The following is a 16,281-nucleotide window of genomic DNA, read 5'->3' on the forward strand; positions in this document are numbered from 1 at the left end:
GCCGTCCCATGCATTTGCTGCGCACTACGCCTGGCGGCTTCGTCGACGACACGCAGGGCGTTATCCGGATCGACCAGCAGCCCGCCGAGATCGTCGTGCTCAGTTCGGCGGACACGACGCTCGCGCTGCTGGCGAGCGTCGTGCCGCGCCTGCCCGCAGGTTTTCCGAGCGTGCGGCTTGCGAACGTCACCTATTTGCGCCAGCCCGCGTCGGTGGACTTCTACGTCGATGATGTCTTGCAGCACGCGCGCGTGGTGGTGGTCGATCATCTGGGCGGTGAAACGTACTGGCCATATGGCATCGAGCAGGTCGTCTCGCTAGCCGAGCGCCGCGGGCAACTGCTCGCGATGTTTTCGGGCGACTTGCAGGAAGACCCCAATCTCATCGCGAAGAGCCGCGCCGAGCCCGAGTTTTGCCGCTTGCTGTGGCGTTATCTGCGCGAAGGCGGCGCGGCCAACGCCGAATCGTTCCTGCGTGCGCTCGCGTGGCGCGCATTCGACTGGGGCAGCGAGCCTGCGCCGCCCATTGCGTTGCCCGCCGCTGCGCTCTATTGCCCGCAGCGCGACGTCGCGACCATCGACGAATGGCGCGTGCGCTGGCAACCTGGCGCGCCGGTCGTCGCGCTGCTGTTTTACAAGGCGCATCTGCAGGCGGCGAACACCGCCGCTTTCGATGCCCTCATCGACGCGCTGCTCGCGCGCGGCCTGAACCCGCTGCCGCTTGCGATCACGTCGCTCAAGGACACTTTGAGCCGCGACGTGCTTGATCAACTGGCGGCCGAGCACGACGTCTCGCTCGTGCTGAATACCACGGCCTTCGCGGCTTCGTCGCTCGACGACCCCGAACCGATCGCGCTCGCCGGCGACGCGCCCGTGCTCCAGGTGATCCTGAGCGGCGGCAATCGCGAAGACTGGGTGAAGGACAATCACGGCCTGAATTCGCGTGACATCGCCATGCATATCGCGCTGCCCGAAGTGGACGGCCGCGTGATTACGCGTGCGATCAGCTTCAAGGGCCTCGCATACCACTGCAAAGAGACGCAGGTCGATGTCGTGCGCTATCAGCCCGATGCCGAGCGCGTGGCGTTCGTCGCCGAACTGGCGCGCCGGTGGTGCCGTCTGCGCAGCCTGCCGAACGCGGAGAAGAAACTCGCGCTCGTGCTCGCGAACTATCCGATGAGCGAAGGGCGCATTGGCAACGGTGTGGGGCTCGACACGCCGGCCTCGGTGGTCGGCATCCTGCGCATGCTGCGCGACGAAGGCTATCGCGTGGCCGATCTGCCCGCAGACGGCGACGCGCTCATGCGCATCCTAACGCAGGGCGTGACCAACGATCCCGACACGCGCGCGCTGCGTCCCGCATGGCAGAGTCTTTCCCTCGACGACTACCGCGCGCGCTTCTCGCAACTGCCCGCCGAGGCGCAAAACGCGCTGATCGCGCGCTGGGGCGTGCCGGAGGATGACCCCACGGTGCGCCGCGGCCGCTTCATGATTGCGGGCTGGCGCTGTGGCCAGGTGTTCGTGGGCATCCAGCCGTCGCGCTCGCGCGGCGACGACACCTACGCGAACTACCACGACGCCGAACTCGTGCCGCCGCACGCGTATCTCGCGTTTTACTTCTGGCTGCGCGAGACCTTCGGCATCGACGCCATCGCGCACGTGGGCAAGCACGGCAACCTGGAGTGGCTGCCGGGCAAGAGCGTGGCGCTCGCCGACACCTGCTGGCCCGACATGGCGCTCGGGCCGCTGCCGCATCTGTACCCGTTCATCGTCAACGATCCGGGCGAGGGGAGCCAGGCCAAGCGCCGCGCCCAGGCCGTGATCATCGATCACCTGATGCCGCCGCTCACGCGCGCCGAAAACTACGGACCGCTGCAAGACCTCGAACGTCAGGTCGATGAGTATTACGAAGCATTGATGGTGGACCCGCGCCGCGCGAAGCTGCTGCGCAAGACCATACTCGCGACCATCATCGAGCATCGGCTGCACGAGGAATTGAGCGTCGCCGCGCCGCAGGATCAGGCTGCCGAAGACGAATTGCTCACGCGCGCCGACGCTTACCTGTGCGAGCTGAAGGAAGCGCAGATTCGCGACGGCCTGCATACGTTCGGCGAATCGCCGCAAGGCCAGCAGCGGCGCGACACGCTGCTCGCGCTCGGGCGATACGCATGCGGGGACGGGCAAGGCGCAAACGCAGGTCTCATCGATGCGCTCGCGCGAGACCTGCGCATCGATCACCTCGTCGATCCGGCCACGGTCGATTGGGCTGCGCCGTGGCAGGGCCCGCGTCCACCACGGCTCGCAGCGGTGAGCGATACGCCATGGCGTCATGCGGGCGACACGCGCGAACGCCTGGAAATGCTCGCGGCCACGCTGATCATCGAAGACATTTGCTCAGGTCAACGAAGCGATGCGGAGACTGCGTCGCTTCCCCACGCTGCCCAGGTGCTCGCGCGCCTGCGCGACGACGTGCTGCCGCGCCTCGACGCCTGCGGCCCCGAAGAGATGCGCCAGCTGCGTCGTGGCTTCGAAGGCCGCTTCGTGCCGCCAGGCCCGAGTGGTTCGCCCTCGCGCGGCCGCCCCGATGTGCTGCCCACGGGCCGCAACTTCTACTCCGTCGATACGCGCGCCATTCCGACGCAAGCAGCGTGGGCGCTCGGCATGAAATCGGCGCATCAACTCATCGAGCGCCATCTGCAGGAGCACGGCGACTACCCGCGCGCCATTGGGCTTTCGGTCTGGGGCACGGCGACGATGCGCACCGGCGGCGACGACATCGCCCAGGCGTTCGCGCTGATCGGCGTGCGGCCGAAGTGGGCCGCCGGCAGCCAGCGCGTGACCGACTTCGAGATCATGCCGGTCGAGGCGCTGGACCGGCCGCGCATCGACGTGACGCTGCGCGTATCGGGCTTTTTCCGCGACGCGTTTCCGAGCGTCATGCATCTGTTCGACGCCGCCGTGCAGGCGGTGGCCGATCTCGACGAGCCGGAGCACCAGAACCCGCTGCGCGCACGCGTGCTGCGCGAGCGCGATGCGCTGGTCGCGAACGGCATGGCCGCCGACGAGGCGCGACGCCGCGCGGGCTGGCGTGTCTTCAGCGCGCGCCCCGGCGCGTATGGCGCGGGCTTGCAGTCGTTGATCGACCATCGCCAGTGGCAGACCGACGCCGATCTCGCGAACGCGTACCAGGCGTGGGGCGGTTACGCCTACGCACAAAAGAGCGCGGGCGACGAGGCGAGCGAGGCGTTCCGCGCGCGACTCGCGACACTCGACGTGGTCCTGCAGAACCAGGACAACCGCGAACACGACCTGCTCGACTCGAACGACTACTACCAGTTCCAGGGCGGCATGGCCGTGGCGGCGCGGCATTTTTCGCAGGCCCAGCCCGCGCTCTATCACGCGGACCACAGCAACCCCGCCGCGCCGCGCATTCGTCTGCTGCACGAAGAGATTGCGCGCGTGATCCGCTCGCGCGTGGTGAACCCGAAGTGGATCGACGGCGTGAAGCGCCACGGTTATAAGGGCGCGGCGGAAATGGCGGCGACCGTGGATTACCTGTTTGGCTATGACGCGACTGCGCGCGTGGTGGGAGATCATCAGTACGCGCTCGTCGCGAACGCCTACGTGCACGACGACGACACGCGCGAATTCATGCAGCGCCACAATCCGCACGCGCTGCATGCCGTGTGCGAGCGCCTGCTCGAAGCGATCCAGCGCGGGCTCTGGCAGGAGCCGGGCGAGCATCGCGCACAACTCGAACACCGTCTGCTCGAAGCCGGGCAGCATCTGGAAGGATCAGGACCATGAGCGCAGCGGCCACGCGTCCCGCTTTTCCTTTTACCGCGCTGGTTGGCCAGGCGGCATTGCAGCGCGCGCTGCTGCTCGCGGCCATCGACCCCGCGATAGGCGGCGTGCTGGTGAGCGGGCCGCGCGGCACCGCGAAATCCACGGCGGCGCGTGCGCTCGCGGCGCTCTTGCCGGAAGGCGCGTTCGTCACGCTGCCGCTCGGCGCGAGCGAGGACAAGCTGATCGGCACGCTCGACCTCGAAGCGGCGTTGCGCGAGAGCGCGGTGCGCTTCGCGCCGGGGCTGCTCGCGCGGGCACACGGCGGCGTGCTCTACGTGGACGAAGTGAACCTGCTGCCCGATGCGCTCGTCGACGTGCTGCTCGACGCGGCGGCGAGCGGCGTGAACACCGTGGAGCGCGATGGCGTGTCGCACACGCACGACGCGCACTTCGTGCTGGTTGGCACGATGAATCCCGAAGAGGGCGAGTTGCGTCCGCAATTGCTCGATCGCTTCGGCTTGATGGTCGAACTCGGCACGCCTTATGACGTCGCTGAACGGCAACGCATCGTCAAGGCGCGGCTTGCATTCGACGCCGATCCGCAGGCGTTTTGTGCGGTGCGCGAGGCCGAACAGCGCGCGCTCGCGCAGCGCATCGCGGCGGCCCGCGATGCGCTCGACAAGCTCGACTGGAGCGACGCCGTCCACGAGCGCGCGGCGCAGCGTTGCATCGAGGCCGCCGTCGACGGCTTGCGCGCCGATCTCGTGATGCTGCGTGCGGCGCGCGCGCTCGCCGCGTTCGAAGGGGCGCAGGCGGTGAGCCCGGAACACGTCGACGAGGTTGCCGATTGCGTGCTCGCGCATCGCCGGCACGCCATGCCGCAGCGCTCCGATGTGCCGTCTTCACCCGAGACGCAGCCGCCCGCCTCGCCGAGGCACGAAGACAAGCACACCGAAACATCATCGGATGCCGATTGGGGCGAGCTGCCGCCCGAGCCCGTCGCGGCGAAGGCCGTGAAGGGCGTGATCCCGCTGCCCGCAAAAAAACGCTGACCCGTCGGGCACAGGCCGCCGCCTCGGCACAGGGCGGCGCTCGACGGCGAGAAGGCCCGGGACGCGGTCCCGCACAAGTTGCGAAGCACGGCGAGCGCATCGCCTGGCCGCCCACGCTCGCAGCCAAACGCGCCGGATCGTTGCAGGCGCGACATTTCCGCTACGCCAAACGCAAGACGGGGTCCGGCGCGCTCCATTGCTTCGTGCTGGACTGCTCGGCTTCGATGCTCGCGCGCGGCCAGCTCGCGCTCGCCAAGGGGTTGTTGATCGCGCTATTCGACCGCGCCCGCGCCGAGCGTGTGGAAGTGGCGCTGATTGCTTTTGGGGGTGCCGGCGCCGAGCTGAGGTTCGGGCCCGCGGTGCCGCGCTGGTGGAACGAGCGCTGGATCGAGCCGATCGGCGGGGGCGGCGGCACGCCGCTCGAAGCGGGCATCGGCTGGGCGGCACAGGTGCTCGACACTGCCGCGCGCCGCGATCCGGCGCGCACCCGCCATCTCTGGCTGTTCAGCGACGGCCGCACGACGCAGTGGCCCGCGCGGCCACGCCACGCCGACCACGTTACGGTGATTGATTGCGAACTTGGCGCGCTGCGCCTGGGGCGCTGCGAGGCACTCGCGCAGGCATGGGCCGGCGAGAGCCTGGACGCTCAGGCGCTGCTCGCCTGAACGCGCGTCAGCGCATGCTGCCGGTCCAGTAGAGTACGTCGTCCTGACGATCGAATACGTACACTTTCATCGCCATTTGCTCGGCGGCCGTGAGGCGGTCGAGTTCGAGGCCGAGCGTCGCGTGGGCGGGGTCGCCCGTTTCCGCTTGCACGTTGCGGATGACAGCGCTGGTTTCGATCGCCGTTGCGTTGTCGCCCGAGCGCAGCTGGAAGGCCACGCGCAGCCGCTCGCCAACCTTGCCGAGCGCCCACGCGGCGCTCACCGAAAGCCCGAGCGCGCTGATCCCGCGCGCGAGCGCCACGCCGTCATAACCCGCACCTTCCTCGCCGATGCCGTAGCGCACGGGAAATTGCGCGCGCACCCGAATCGAGCGGCGTTCGCGCAGGCGGCGGATGTTGGCGGGCTTCGAAAGCACGAGATAGTCGAGCGGCGACTGGCTGAGCGCATGCACGGTGCATACGAAGCGATAGACGGCCTGGCTCGCAATCGCGACGATCTCCACGTTTTCACCCGGCGTGATGGCGACGGGGCGGCCATCGACATAGGGCGTCGTCACGAAGAGCGCCTCGTTGGGCGCGAAACCGATCATGCGGCACGGGTGCATCGGCGCGCCGCTCGCACCCATCTGCGGACGCAGGCCCATCAGCGCGCCGATGGTCAGGTGCATGTCGCGCGTGGTGGCCGCGGTATCGCCGATGCTAGCCCCATTCGCGGCCGCCGCGCTCTCCGGTGCAACCTCGAGCCGTTCCTTGTCGCCGCGATGCGGCGCGAAATGCAGGAACAGGAAGTCGCGTTCCGCTTCACCCATCAGCACCGAGCCGGCATCGAGCAGCAAGGCGCCGTCCCGATCGACGACAGGCCAGGCGAGCGGCTCGCCGACCGGCAGGGCTTGCGGCGTGAGCGGGGCGGCTTCGGTTGCAGCGTCGGCTGCGGCGTCGGTGGCTGCGGCTTGATCTTCAGTGGTCGGCTTGGTCATCGGCGCAGGGTGGACGGTGAGCGGTTCGCGTCGCGAATTCACTTCGCGGGTTCACCTGGTTTACGGCGCTACGACAGGGAAATTGAGTATGTGCCGCGATTCGAAGGCGGTTTCGCGAGCCGCAGTATGATGGCGCCTGAATGCAATCTGTAATCGGCCGGCACGCGGTACGAGCGGTATCAACGGAACGCGCGGAGCAAGAGGAAATGCCTCATGAAGCTCTGGACACGATGTTTGCGAATCCTCCGCCAATGGAACCGGGCGCTCATGCAGTGGGTGGGCAGCCATCCGTTCATTGTCGGCACGATGGGCTCGCTAGTCGGCGCGGCCATCGTTGCCATCGTGCTGTTGGGGCTGATGCAGCAGCGCACCCAGGCCATCTTCGGCACGCAGCGCCATTCGGCCGCGCTCGTTGCGCTGATGTCGAACGACCTCGAGGCGAATTTCGGCATCTACGACCTTTTGCTGATCGATGCCGCCGAAAGCGCGCGCGACCCGCGCACGCAAGGGCTTCCGGCCGACATCCGCCGCAAGTTGCTGTTCGGCCGCGTGGCGGCCGGCGCGTATCTCGACGACGCGTTCAGTGCCGACGCGAGCGGCAATATCGTCGAATCGCGGGACGGCCGCGCGTATCCCGGCGTCAATCTGGCGGATCGCGACTATTTCACGGTGCAGCGCGATCGCTCGGTCGGCATGTATATTTCGGACCCGATTCGCTCGCGCACGCGCGAAGGCCAATATTCGATTGCGCTGTCACGCCGCGTGACCGAATACGACGGCTCGTTTGGCGGCGTCGTGCTGCTCACGCTGCGGCTTGCCTATTTTCAGCAACTGTTCGACCGGATCGACGTCGACCCGAAGGGCAGCGCGTTTATCCTGCTGAACGACGGGACCATGCTCGCGCACCGTCCCTATTCGGACTACGAAGTGGGTGCGCAAGTCGGCGAGCTGGAATACATCCAGCCGATGCTGAAGGCGGGCGCCGGCTCGTTCATCGCCGCGGGCGAGGAGGACGAGGTCGAACGCATCTACACGTTCAAGCGTGTTCCGCACACGACGCTCATCGCGGTGGTCGCGCCTTCCGTGGACGGCGCGCTCGACGCATGGCGGCACCGCCTGCAAATCTATGCGCCGATGGCGTTGATCTTCGGCGCGCTGATTGCGGCTTCGTCGTGGCTGCTCGCACTGTCGATGCGCACGCGGCTCGCCACGCAAAAAGAATTCGAACGTCTCGCGGTTACCGACGCGCTCACGGGCCTCTTCAACCGGCGCGCGCTCGACTTGCGCATCGAAACCGAATGGCAGCACGCGAGACGCGCGGGCGAACCGCTCTCGGTGCTCTTCATCGATATCGACAAGTTCAAGCTCTTCAACGACTTCTACGGGCACGCAGAGGGCGATAAGGTGCTCGCCGCCGTGGCACGCGCGATACGCGAGGCCTGCCGCCGCGCCACGGACATGGTTGCGCGCTACGGCGGCGAGGAGTTCGTCGCGGTCCTGCCGGCCACGCCGGCGGACGGCGCCGTGAAAATCGCGGAAGCGGTGCGCCAGCAGGTGGCGGCGCTCGGAATCGAGCACGAGCACAGCGAATTCGGCACGCTGACCGTGAGCATTGGCTGCGCCACCTGCGTGCCGCACAAGCGCGATGGCGCGCAGGCGCTGCTGCGCGCCGCCGACACGGAGCTTTACGCCGCGAAGCAGGCGGGGCGCAATCAGGTGAAGGCGCGCGAGTTCGAGGGTGCACCACCCGACCCGCGCGACGCGCTGCCTACCTTGAAGGCGTGAGCGCTTTTTTAGGCATCCTCGCGATACCAGCGCGGCGTGTAAATCCATTCGCCACCGTCACCACGAGCGAACCCGCGTGTGGCCGACGACCCGACGATCACCATCGTGCGCATATCGACGTCCGCCGAACGCAGTTCGCCCAGGGTCATGGCGCGCAGCGTCTCGCCGGGGCGGCCTACGTCGCGGCCCAGCACCACGCGCGTGTGCGGCGCGCGCACGCTGCGCACGATTTCCAGCGCGCGCTCGAGCTGCCAGGGCCGCGCGCGCGAGATGGGGTTGTAGAACGCCATCACGAGATCGGCCTGCGCCGCGTGCAGGAGGCGCTTTTCGATCACCGTCCACGGCTTCAGGTTGTCGGAAAGCGAAAGCACGCAGAAGTCGTGGCCGAGAGGCGCGCCGACTTGCGCCGCCGTGGCGAGCGCTGCGGAAACGCCTGGCACGATAGCCAGCTCGACGGCATGCCAGCGTGCGTCGTCCGAGCCTTCGAGCGCTTCGAGCAGGGCAGCCGCCATGGCGAACACACCGGGGTCGCCCGAGGAGACCACGGCCACGCGCCGGCCTTCGCTCGCCATCTCGAACGCGTGGCGGGCGCGCTGCAGTTCTTCGCGATTGTCGGTGGCGTGGCGCTGCTGGTCCGCGCGAAACGGGCCCGCCATCTCGACATAGGTTGCATAGCCGACGATATCGGTGGCGCTGTCGAGCGCGGCGCGCGCGGCAGGCGTAAGCAGGTCGGCGCGGCCGGGGCCGAGGCCCAGCACCGTGAGCTTGCCGCGCGCGCGGCCCAGCGCGCGCGGGTCGAGCGGCACGGCCGCGCAGGCGAGGGCGACGCCGTTGTCGTTCGGCGTGTAGCGCTCGACGTCCGCCGCGAAGTCGAGGGCGGCGAGCGTAGCTTGCGCCGTGTTCTCCTCGCTATCGACGAAGCGCAGCGGTACGCCGAGTTCCGCTGCCGCCTGCGCGAGCGACGCATCGCGCATGTGCGCAGCAGGGGCGACGAGCGCCGCGAGCGCAAGCGGCGCGAGGCCGTGCGCATCGAGCGCGCGGCGCACGTTATCGGCAAGCGCCTCGCGTGGCGCACCCACGGCCGCGACGATGCTGCGCGGATGAATGACGAGGTCGTCGGGACTGCCGTCCCAGACATGCGCGCTCACGCGGATGGCATGGCGCGCCGCGGCCTCGCGTGGCAGATCGACATTTTCGAGCCACGGTGCGTGGCCGTCCACGCGTGTCGCTGCGCCCGCAAGCAGATCGGAGACGAAGCGCTTGCCTTGCGCGAGGCTCGCGAGCGCATAGCCCGCAGGCGGATTGAGCAGGCAGGTGCCGAAGCGCAATTCGCCGCTCGTGGTGATGGCGGGCGCAACCGCGAGCGCCGCGCCGATTTCGCGTGCCATGACGTTCACGCCCGTGAGTCCACCGAGCAGCGGCACGACGGCGCTGCCGTCCTCGGCGAGCGCGAGCACCGGCGGCTCTGCGCCCTTGTTGGCAAGGAGCGGCGCGAGGCAGCGGATCACGATGCCCGCCGCACACAGCGCGACGATGGGCAGGCCGCGCGTATAGCATTCGCGCAAATGCGCGCCAAGCTCGCTGAACGCGACATCGCCTGCCACGCGGCCCTCCAGCGCATGGACCTGCGCGCCTGGGTAAAGCGTCTGCACGCGCCGCGCCGTGGCGAGCGCGCCGGGCCCGAGAATGACGATGGCGGGCGGCGTCACGACTGCCATTTCACCCCCGGCACGACGAGCAGCGAGAAGTACGGCGAAGCCATCGGATCGACGTCGTCGAGCGGGACGATGCGCTGGTTCGCCATGGTTGCGCGCTCGACATACAGCGCGCGATGCGCGAGGTCCAGTTCGCCCAGCACGCGGCGCACCTTGTCGAAATTGCGGCCCAGCTTCATGATCACGGCGGCATCCGCGTCGGCCAGGCGCCGGCGCAATTCGTCCTCGGGCAGCACGCCCGAGAGTACGGCGAGGCTCTGGTTGCGGTAGACGAGCGGCACGCCCAGCACCGCCGCGCCGCCCAGCATCGAGCACACGCCCGGCACGACTTCGGCCTCGTAGTGTGCGGCGAGCCGGTCGTGCAGATACATGTACGAGCCGTAGAAGAACGGATCGCCTTCGCAGATCACGGCCACGTCGCGTCCGGCGTCGAGATGGCGCGAAAGCGTTTGCGCCGCGCCGTCGTAGAAGTCGGCGATGATCGCTTCGTACGAGAGCGGCGGTTCGAGCGCTTCGGTCGTCACGGGGTACACGAGCGGCAGGCGTTCCTGCTCCGCTTCGAGATGGGCCTCGACGATGCCGAACGCATTGCCTTTCTTGCCCTTCGCGACGAAATACGCGACCACGGGCGCGGCCTTGAGCAGGCGCAGCGCCTTGAGCGTGAGCAGTTCGGGGTCGCCGGGGCCGACGCCAATGCCGTGCAGACGTCCTTTGCGGATCATTTATTCGGTCTCCGAAGCGAGTGCGTTGATGGCGGCGGCGGCCATCGCGCTGCCGCCGCGACGGCCGTGCACGACGACGAAGGGTACGCCGTGGCTTTCGGCTGCAAGCTGCGCCTTGGACTCGGCCGCGCCGACGAAGCCGACGGGAAAGCCGAGGATGAGCGCGGGGCGCGGAGCACCGGCGGCAATCATGTCGAGCAGATAAAAGAGTGCGGTGGGCGCATTGCCGATCGCTACGACGCTGCCTGCGAGATGCGGCCGCCACAGTTCGAGCGCGACTGCCGAGCGCGTGTTGCCGATCTCGCGCGCGAGATCCGGTACGGCGGGATCGTCGAGCGTGCAGATCACGGCGTTGTTCGCCGGCAAGCGCGCGCGCGTCACGCCATAAGCGACCATTTTCGCGTCGCAGAGAATCGGCGCGCCGCCCGCGAGCGCGTTGCGGCCCGCTGTGCCCGCGCCTGCGGAAAATGCGAGGTCGGCGGCCACATCCACCATGCCGGATGCGTGAATCACGCGCACGGCAAGTTTTTCGAGGTCGGCGGGAATGCGCGAGAGGTCGGCTTCGGCGCGGATCGTCGCGAACGACTCGCGATAGATCGCCTGGCCGTCGCGAATGTAATCAGACATCTTGGTTACTCCGGGGCCGCTGCGCGAGTGCAAGCGCAGCGGCTTCGATCGTCAGGTTGCGCGCGATGAGTTGGCCAAAGCGCTGGACGAAGCCGCTTTGCGTGTCGTCGCGCTGGTACAGGTCGTAGTGGTCCGGGGTGCTGGCGAGCAACGTGAACGGCGCGCAATGCGCGGCCGCGCAGGAGCGCTCGCAGCCGCTCAGGTGGGCTTCGGCGTCGGGCGGCAGCATTGCGGCGAGGCGCTGTGCGTCTGCCTTCGTGTCCGCGCGGCTTTTTGCACATCCCGTCGAGCCCGTGCACGCGACGAGGCGCGCGAGCGGGTCGGCGCGGGAGGCGATGAGACCGAGCGCGTCCAGGCGTTCGAGCGCGACGGGCATGGCGTGCGCGGGCACATTCGGCAGCAGGACGCCTTGCCAGGGCGTCACGCGCAATGTCGCGTCGCCCGAGTCTTCCGCGAGCGCGGCAAGTGCGCGCAGCGTTGGCGCGTCGATACGGCCGAGAGCGGGCTGCGCGCCCACGTAGCCGCTGCCGTCGGCGTGCAGCGCGTGTGCGCCGAGGCGCAAGCCGGCGGGGCTCGCCGCGCGGCGCCAAGCGGGCAGCGTGGCGTCGTCACGCGTCAACGTGAAGTCGCCATGCTGTTGCGCGCGCTGTAGCAGCGAGTCGAGCGAATGAGTGGCGAGGACGTCGCGCATGCGTGTGGCGTCCGCGCCCGCGAGATCGAGGAACGCATGCAACAGCGCGCGCATCGATGCGCAAACGTCTTCGGCCGCGAGCGTGCCGACTGGCTGCGCCGTGGGGCGACCTGCGAGGCCCACCGCGAAGCGCACCGTTGCGCCATAAGGCAGCGCGGCGAGCCAGATGTCGTGCGGATGCTCGAGCATCGCCACACGTTCACCGCCGTCGAGTTGCAACGCGAACTTGGGCGAGAGTGCGGCGAAGCGTGGCTCGCGCTGCATCATGTCGATGAGCGCGGCGGCGAGTTCCGTCGTGTCCCACAACGCGTCAGGGTCGAGGCCCGTGAGCGGGCTCAGCATCACGTTGCGCAATTCGTCGGCGGCGCATGCACGCTCGACCGGGCTCGCGGCGTCGATGCCGGCAGGTCCGAGGCCTGCGTCGATCAGCGCGGCGCTCAATGCCGCTTCTTCGCCGGCGCGCACGCCGCGAATCTGCACGTTCGCGCGATTGGTCAGTTCGAGTACGCCGTTCGCGTGCGTCGACGCTGCGTCGGCGAGGGCCCGCGCACGCGCGGCGCTCAGCGCGCCGCCAGGCAGGCGGATGCGGCACAGGCCGCCGTCGCGCGCCGCGACCACGCGCAGGAGCCCCGGGCACGCCGAGGGGCGGAGCACGGCCAATGCGGCAGCGGGCGAGACAGGCTTCGTTTCGTGTTTCAAGGCATTACCGGGTAAGCATCACGCTGGAGCGGCGCGTTGCCCGCACGGCAGGCGGGAAACGGCAGCGGTATCGGTACACCCCGTCCGATATGGGTTCGCGCGAACAGTCGGCCGGCAGGTCTCCTGGCTCGCAGGTCGTGAACCGCATCGGCCTTCCCGGTAAAACCAGTGGCTCGGGTGGATGCGGTCTCGCTGCTCACAGTCGCGGGGCGGCCACAGCTTGCTGTGTTCCCTGATTGCGATCCGGAGTTAGCGCTTCAGCGCTTACTCCGGTCCCATGCAAAACTGCCTTAAAGGCGCCGGCGGACACGGTATTATGCCCGTTTTCACGCGTGCTCCGCCCCACAATAGGGCTGCGGGCCCGTGGCGGTGTAGAGAAACAGGCAACGGCGGGAGAGCGAATGCAGGGCAAGCAGGTATGGCTGACGGTGGTGGGCATCGGCGACGATGGATACGCGGGGCTCGGGCGCGACGCGCGGCGCGCGCTGTTCGACGCGGCCATCGTGACGGGTGGCGAACGCCATCTGGCGATGTTGCCCTCGCGCGTGCGTGCACGGCGCGAAGCGTGGCCGCAGCCGTTTAGCGTCGAGGCGCTGCTTGCGTACCGCGAGTCGAATCAGTCCGTATGCGTGCTCGCGAGCGGCGACCCCATGCTGTTCGGCGTGGGCGCGACACTCGCGCGCCGCGTGGTGTCCGGTGAAATGCGCGTGCTGCCCGCGCCTTCATCGCTCTCGCTCGCGGCGGCGCGCAAGGGGTGGGCGCTGCAAGATACGGCGATGGTCTCGCTCGTCGGTCGTCCGCTCGATGCGCTGCGCCGCCATCTCTACGCGCGCTCGCGCGTGCTCGCGTTGAGCGCGGATGGGCGCACGCCCGCGGCGCTTGCCGCGTTGCTCGCCGAAGCGGGCTTCGGCGCCACGCGTCTTGCCGTGTTCGAGCATCTGGGCGGCCCGCTCGAACGCCGCATAGAAGGCCGCGCCGATGCGTGGCACGTTGAAGAAGCCGCGGCGCTCAATCTGGTCGCGTTCGAATGCGAAAGCGATAGTGCGCAGACGCCCGCGCGCGGCTGGACGCTCACGCCAGGGCTTCCCGACGACGCCTACCGACACGACGGTCAGATTACGAAGCGCGACGTGCGCGCGCTCACGCTCGCGCGCCTCGCGCCGACGCCCGGCGCGTTGCTGTGGGACGTGGGCGCGGGCAGCGGCTCGATCGGCATCGAATGGATGCGTTCGCACGCCGCTTGCCGCGCGATCGCGATCGAGGCGAACGCCGAGCGTCAACGCTTCATCGAGCACAATCGCGCGGCGTTGGGCGTGCCGGGTTTGCAACTCGTTGCGGGCCGCGCGCCCGACGCGCTCGCAGGGCTCGCCGCGCCAGACGCGGTCTTTATCGGCGGCGGCGTGACCGTACCCGGCGTGCTGGACGCGTGCTGGGCGGCGCTCGCGAGCGGCGGCCGACTCGTCGCGAACGCGGTGACGTTGCAGAGCGAAGCGGCACTCGTGGCATGGCGCGCGCAGCACGGCGGCACGCTCACGCGCGTCGGCATCGGCGAGGCGCAGCCGCTGGGCGGCTTCGACACCTGGCGTCCGGCCTTGCCCGTCACGCTTTACGAGGCCGTCAAGCCATGACGGCGCGCATCCTGCTGCTCGGCGGCACCGGCGATGCGCTGGCGATCGCGCGCACGCTCGGCCCGCAGCACGTGTACTCGCTCGCGGGCCTTGGCCGCGTGCCCGCCGATCTCGCCTGCGCGGTGCGGGTGGGCGGCTTTGGCGGAGCCGAAGGGCTCGCGCGCTTTCTCGCGGACGAAAACATCACACTGGTTTTCGACGCCACGCATCCCTATGCCGCGCAGATCAGCGCCAACGCGGCGCGTGCGTGCGAAGCGGCGCACGTGCCGTACTGGGCGCTGCGGCGTGCGCCGTGGCAGCCGCAGCCCGGCGACGACTGGCGCATGGTGAGCGGCTGGGCCGGCGTGGTCGAAGCGGTCATGCCGTTCGCGCGCCCGCTCTTCACGCTCGGGCGCGAGCCGCTTGCGCATCTGAACGAGGTGCCGGAGCATCAGCACTGGACGGTCCGTTGCCTCGAAGCGCATCCTGGCCACGCCCGTGCGCGCATCATCGACGCGCGCGGGCCGTTCACGGCCGTTGGCGAGCGCACGCTCTTTACCGAAGCGCGCATCGACGTCGTGGTCAGCAAGAACAGCGGCGGCGCGGCGACCGAAGCGAAACTCGCCGTCGCGCGCGAAAAGGGCTTGCCCGTGGTGATGATGCAGCGCCCGCCGCTGCCCGACGCGCAATGTGAGTTCACATCAGCGCAAGAAGCAATCGACGCGCTCGCGAACCCTATTCAGCGGAGTTTCCACGCATGACCGTTTTCTTCATCGGCGCGGGGCCGGGCGATCCTGAACTGATCACCGTGAAAGGCCAGCGCCTCGTGCGCAATTGCCCCGTCATTCTCTACGCGGGCTCGCTCGTGCCGCCCGCCGTGCTGGAGGGCCACCGCGCGCACAAGGTGGTGGACACGGCGCCGCTCACGCTCGACGAGATCGTCGCGTTGCTCGAAAACGCGCATGCCCAGGGCTTCGACGTGGCGCGCGTGCATTCGGGCGACCCGTCGCTCTATGGCGCGATCGGCGAGCAGATCCGGCGGTTGCGTATGCTCGGTATTCCTTATGAAGTCGTGCCCGGCGTGACCGCGACCGCTGCGTGCGCGGCGGCGCTCGGCAGCGAACTCACGCTGCCCGGCATTTCGCAGACGCTCATTCTCACGCGCTACGCCACCAAAACGTCGATGCCCGAAGGCGAGCAGTTAGGCGACCTCGCGCGTCACCGAGCGACGCTCGCGATTCACCTGGGCGTGCGCCATATCGCGCGCATCGTCGAGGAATTGCTGCCGCACTACGGCGAAGATTGCCCGGTCGCGGTGATCTATCGCGCGAGCTGGCCCGACGAGGAACGCGTAACGGGCACGCTCGCGGATATCGCGCAGAAGGTGCTCGCTACGGATATCGAGCGTACCGCGCTCATTCTCGTAGGGCGCGTGCTCGCGGCGGAGGGGTTTGCGGAATCGAAGCTGTATGGGGCGCAAAAGCGCCACGACTAGGAAAGCGCGCGCAAGTGCGCGCGCAGCTTGTCCACCTCGCCCTCGGCGAACTCCTTTTCGATCTCCTCATGCGTTTGCTGCCATAGCGGAAACGCAGCATTGAGCAGCCGATGCCCCTCGTCCGTGAGGCTCAGCAGACGGCTGCGCTTGTCTTCCGGGTCCTGCTCGATGACCACGAGACCGCGCCGCTCCAGCGGCTTGAGTGCGGCCGTGAGGGTGGTGCGGTCCATGGCGAGCAGCGACGCCACGTCTTTCATACCGGGCGGATGCGGCCGGTTCAGCGACATCAGCAGCGAAAACTGCCCGTTCGTGAGATCGAGCGGACGCAGCACGTCGTCGAAAATGCGCGCGAGATTGCGTGCCGCCCGCTGCATATGCAGACACAGGCAGCAATCGCGCACCAATAGCGTGGTTTCGAAGGGAAGTTTCTTTGCGCGTGCCATGTTGCAATTATGTTGATAT

Annotated in this window: 13 protein-coding genes and 1 riboswitch; of the genes, 7 read left to right on the top strand and 6 right to left on the bottom strand. The window is 68.6% G+C overall.

Annotation, left to right across the window (positions count from 1 at the left end):
* Nucleotides 1–8: 8 nt before the first annotated feature.
* The 3 genes from cobN to AB4Y36_RS34590 all read left to right on the top strand — a co-directional run bounded on the left by cobN (nt 9) and on the right by AB4Y36_RS34590 (nt 5,502).
* Complete coding sequence (gene cobN, locus AB4Y36_RS34580; RefSeq protein ID WP_368685361.1) at nt 9–3,806, top strand: cobaltochelatase subunit CobN; 3,798 nt, start codon at nt 9–11, stop codon at nt 3,804–3,806.
* Nucleotides 3,803–4,837 carry an ATP-binding protein gene (locus AB4Y36_RS34585; RefSeq protein WP_368685362.1) on the top strand — a complete coding sequence of 345 codons (1,035 nt, stop codon included), beginning with the start codon at nt 3,803–3,805 and terminating at the stop codon, nt 4,835–4,837. Before cobN ends, AB4Y36_RS34585 begins: the two co-directional genes overlap by 4 nt.
* A gap of 140 nt (nt 4,838–4,977) precedes the next feature.
* Complete coding sequence (locus tag AB4Y36_RS34590; protein WP_368685363.1) at nt 4,978–5,502, top strand: VWA domain-containing protein; 525 nt, start codon at nt 4,978–4,980, stop codon at nt 5,500–5,502.
* Nucleotides 5,503–5,509: 7 nt separating this feature from the next.
* Here AB4Y36_RS34590 and AB4Y36_RS34595 read toward each other — a convergent pair whose 3' ends face one another.
* Nucleotides 5,510–6,520 (bottom strand): flagellar brake protein, encoded by a 1,011-nt coding sequence (locus tag AB4Y36_RS34595; RefSeq protein ID WP_368685364.1) that lies wholly within the window; start codon nt 6,518–6,520, stop codon nt 5,510–5,512.
* A 192-nt stretch (nt 6,521–6,712) separates the two neighbouring features.
* On the opposite strand from AB4Y36_RS34595, the gene AB4Y36_RS34600 reads away from it, so the two are divergent.
* Entirely contained in the window at nt 6,713–8,263 is a 1,551-nt protein-coding gene (locus tag AB4Y36_RS34600; RefSeq protein WP_368685365.1) for a diguanylate cyclase, read from the top strand.
* A gap of 8 nt (nt 8,264–8,271) precedes the next feature.
* Here AB4Y36_RS34600 and cobJ read toward each other — a convergent pair whose 3' ends face one another.
* From cobJ to cobG, 4 genes are read right to left on the bottom strand one after another with little or no spacing between them, the layout of a single operon-like run.
* Entirely contained in the window at nt 8,272–9,981 is a 1,710-nt protein-coding gene (gene cobJ / locus AB4Y36_RS34605; RefSeq protein WP_368685366.1) for a precorrin-3B C(17)-methyltransferase, read from the bottom strand.
* On the bottom strand, nt 9,969–10,700 hold the full coding sequence (locus AB4Y36_RS34610) for a precorrin-2 C(20)-methyltransferase (protein WP_368602863.1): 732 nt from the start codon (nt 10,698–10,700) through the stop codon (nt 9,969–9,971). Before AB4Y36_RS34610 ends, cobJ begins: the two co-directional genes overlap by 13 nt.
* Nucleotides 10,701–11,327: a precorrin-8X methylmutase gene (locus AB4Y36_RS34615; protein WP_368685367.1), complete on the bottom strand. Its 627-nt coding sequence runs from the start codon at nt 11,325–11,327 to the stop codon at nt 10,701–10,703.
* The gene (gene cobG / locus AB4Y36_RS34620; protein ID WP_368685368.1) at nt 11,320–12,717 is read right to left on the bottom strand and encodes a precorrin-3B synthase; all 1,398 of its coding nucleotides are present in this window, start codon (nt 12,715–12,717) and stop codon (nt 11,320–11,322) included. The genes AB4Y36_RS34615 and cobG overlap by 8 nt, the downstream gene beginning before the upstream one ends.
* Before the next feature lie 95 nt (nt 12,718–12,812).
* Nucleotides 12,813–13,000, bottom strand: a riboswitch (cobalamin riboswitch).
* A gap of 118 nt (nt 13,001–13,118) precedes the next feature.
* Between cobG and cbiE the strand changes: the two genes are divergently transcribed.
* From cbiE to cobM, 3 genes are read left to right on the top strand one after another with little or no spacing between them, the layout of a single operon-like run.
* On the top strand, nt 13,119–14,345 hold the full coding sequence (cbiE, locus tag AB4Y36_RS34625; protein ID WP_368685369.1) for a precorrin-6y C5,15-methyltransferase (decarboxylating) subunit CbiE: 1,227 nt from the start codon (nt 13,119–13,121) through the stop codon (nt 14,343–14,345).
* Nucleotides 14,342–15,085, top strand: coding sequence for a cobalt-precorrin-6A reductase (locus AB4Y36_RS34630; protein ID WP_069266229.1), 744 nt, complete (start codon nt 14,342–14,344; stop codon nt 15,083–15,085). The genes cbiE and AB4Y36_RS34630 overlap by 4 nt, the downstream gene beginning before the upstream one ends.
* Nucleotides 15,082–15,819, top strand: a complete 738-nt coding sequence (gene cobM, locus AB4Y36_RS34635; RefSeq protein ID WP_368685370.1) for a precorrin-4 C(11)-methyltransferase — start codon at nt 15,082–15,084, stop codon at nt 15,817–15,819. The genes AB4Y36_RS34630 and cobM overlap by 4 nt, the downstream gene beginning before the upstream one ends.
* On the opposite strand, the gene AB4Y36_RS34640 is transcribed toward cobM, so the two are convergent.
* A complete protein-coding gene (locus tag AB4Y36_RS34640) occupies nt 15,816–16,262 on the bottom strand; it encodes a MarR family winged helix-turn-helix transcriptional regulator (protein WP_069266231.1) in 447 nt (148 codons plus the stop codon). The genes cobM and AB4Y36_RS34640 overlap by 4 nt on opposite strands.
* Between the last annotated feature and the right edge of the window lie 19 nt (nt 16,263–16,281).

The organism is Paraburkholderia sp. BR10936, from assembly GCF_040965735.1.
GTDB classification, from domain to species: domain Bacteria; phylum Pseudomonadota; class Gammaproteobacteria; order Burkholderiales; family Burkholderiaceae; genus Paraburkholderia; species Paraburkholderia nodosa_A.

Bases quoted from the DNA above. Each gene is read 5' to 3' on its own strand.
- cobJ (WP_368685366.1), bottom strand. From the start codon at position 9,981: ATGGCAGTCGTGACGCCGCCCGCCATCGTCATTCTCGGGCCCGGCGCG.
- cobM (WP_368685370.1), top strand. From the start codon at position 15,082: ATGACCGTTTTCTTCATCGGCGCGGGGCCGGGCGATCCTGAACTGATC.
- cobN (WP_368685361.1), top strand. From the start codon at position 9: ATGCATTTGCTGCGCACTACGCCTGGCGGCTTCGTCGACGACACGCAG.
- AB4Y36_RS34610 (WP_368602863.1), bottom strand. From the start codon at position 10,700: ATGATCCGCAAAGGACGTCTGCACGGCATTGGCGTCGGCCCCGGCGAC.
- cbiE (WP_368685369.1), top strand. From the start codon at position 13,119: ATGCAGGGCAAGCAGGTATGGCTGACGGTGGTGGGCATCGGCGACGAT.
- AB4Y36_RS34615 (WP_368685367.1), bottom strand. From the start codon at position 11,327: ATGTCTGATTACATTCGCGACGGCCAGGCGATCTATCGCGAGTCGTTC.
- AB4Y36_RS34630 (WP_069266229.1), top strand. From the start codon at position 14,342: ATGACGGCGCGCATCCTGCTGCTCGGCGGCACCGGCGATGCGCTGGCG.
- AB4Y36_RS34585 (WP_368685362.1), top strand. From the start codon at position 3,803: ATGAGCGCAGCGGCCACGCGTCCCGCTTTTCCTTTTACCGCGCTGGTT.
- AB4Y36_RS34640 (WP_069266231.1), bottom strand. From the start codon at position 16,262: ATGGCACGCGCAAAGAAACTTCCCTTCGAAACCACGCTATTGGTGCGC.